The organism is Pseudomonas sp. (assembly GCF_050739995.1).
Lineage (GTDB): Bacteria > Pseudomonadota > Gammaproteobacteria > Pseudomonadales > Pseudomonadaceae > Aquipseudomonas.
Map to the genome: position 1 here is coordinate 1 of NZ_JBOICG010000623.1, position 1,725 is coordinate 1,725.

Here is a 1,725-nt window from a genome sequence, read left to right on the forward strand (position 1 = left end):
GTCAATACATCTGTCGACTGACACTCCGCATTCGCGAGCAAGCCCGCTCCCACATTTGTTTTGCGTTGTCTGCACTTCCCCGACTTCCAGACAACTCTGGCATAACACTTGCTCTTGCCTTTCCGTAGATCTATGAATCCCCGAATAGTGACGGATTATTGGCATGGCGAAGAGCGACGACGCAGCAACACCACCCGCAGGCAAAGGCAAGCTCAAGCTGATCCTGTTGATTGTGCTGGGCCTGCTCCTGGCTATCGGCGCGTCGGTGGGTGGCACTTGGTACATCATGCACAGCAGTGCCAGCAAACCGGCCCCCGCCGCCGAGACCGCCACTAACGTCAAGCAACCGGCAATCTTCGAGCCGATGCTTCCGGCCTTTGTTGCCAACTTCAATCAGAACGGTCGTCAACGCTACCTGCAGGTGAGCATCACCTTGCTGGCGCGTAACCAGGCGGATCTGGATGCCCTCAAGGTGCACATGCCAGTGATCCGCAACAACCTGGTGATGCTGTTTTCCGGGCAGAGTTTCGACAGCCTGGCCACTCCGGTCGGCCAGGAAATGCTGCGCCAGAAGGTCACTGCCAGCGTGCAGGAAGTGGCCCAGAAAGAACTCGGCAAAGTCGTGGTCGAGCAGGCGCTCTTCACTAACTTCGTATTGCAGTAGGATCACGACATGGCCGTGCAAGACCTGCTGTCCCAGGATGAAATCGACGCGTTGCTGCATGGCGTCGACGATGGTCTGGTACAGACCGAAATGTCTGCCGAACCCGGCAGCGTCAAAAGTTACGACCTGACCAGCCAGGATCGCATCGTCCGTGGACGCATGCCGACCCTGGAAATGATCAACGAGCGTTTCGCCCGCTACACCCGTATCAGCATGTTCAACATGCTGCGTCGTTCGGCGGACGTGGCGGTGGGCGGTGTGCAGGTGATGAAGTTCGGCGAATACGTGCACTCGCTGTACGTGCCCACCAGTCTCAACCTGGTCAAGATCAAGCCGCTGCGCGGTACCGCACTGTTCATCCTCGACGCCAAGTTGGTGTTCAAGCTGGTGGACAACTTCTTCGGCGGCGATGGTCGTCACGCCAAGATCGAAGGCCGTGAATTCACCCCGACCGAACTGCGCGTCGTACGCATGGTGCTGGAGCAAGCCTTCATCGACTTGAAGGAAGCCTGGCAGGCGATCATGGAAGTCAATTTCGAGTACATCAACTCGGAAGTGAACCCGGCCATGGCCAACATCGTCGGCCCGAGCGAAGCCATTGTGGTCTCCACCTTCCACATCGAACTCGATGGCGGTGGCGGCGACCTGCACGTGACCATGCCGTACTCGATGATCGAGCCGGTGCGCGAGATGCTCGACGCCGGGTTCCAGTCCGACCTGGACGACCAGGACGAGCGTTGGGTCAAGGCCCTGCGCGAAGACCTGCTGGACGTCGATGTACCACTGAGCGCCACCGTGGCCCGTCGCCAGTTGCGCCTGCGGGATATCTTGCACATGCAGCCGGGAGATGTGATTCCCGTGGAATTGCCGGACGAACTGATCATGCGTGCCAACGGCGTGCCGTCGTTCAAGGTCAAGCTCGGTTCCCACAAGGGCAACCTGGCGTTGCAAGTGGTTGAGCCGATCAACCGCCGCTGATCCGCCCCCTATATCGATGAATTTTTGCTGCGCCGAGGACATGTAATGGCTACCGAACACGAAAACACTACCGCCGAAGACCA

The 1,725-nt window shown here is 58.7% G+C and carries 2 protein-coding genes; both read left to right on the forward strand.

Features of this window, described 5'->3' with window-relative positions; translation table 11 throughout:
- Positions 1 to 163: 163 nt before the first annotated feature.
- On the forward strand, positions 164 to 664 hold the full coding sequence (fliL, locus tag ACRESD_RS21050) for a flagellar basal body-associated protein FliL (RefSeq protein ID WP_431752666.1): 501 nt from the start codon (positions 164 to 166) through the stop codon (positions 662 to 664).
- A gap of 9 nt (positions 665 to 673) precedes the next feature.
- On the forward strand, positions 674 to 1,642 hold the full coding sequence (fliM, locus tag ACRESD_RS21055; RefSeq protein ID WP_431752667.1) for a flagellar motor switch protein FliM: 969 nt from the start codon (positions 674 to 676) through the stop codon (positions 1,640 to 1,642).
- Positions 1,643 to 1,725 lie beyond the last annotated feature (83 nt).

Excerpts from the sequence above, each read along its gene's own strand:
- fliL (WP_431752666.1), top strand. The coding sequence starts at position 164 with ATGGCGAAGAGCGACGACGCAGCAACACCACCCGCAGGCAAAGGCAAG.
- fliM (WP_431752667.1), top strand. The coding sequence starts at position 674 with ATGGCCGTGCAAGACCTGCTGTCCCAGGATGAAATCGACGCGTTGCTG.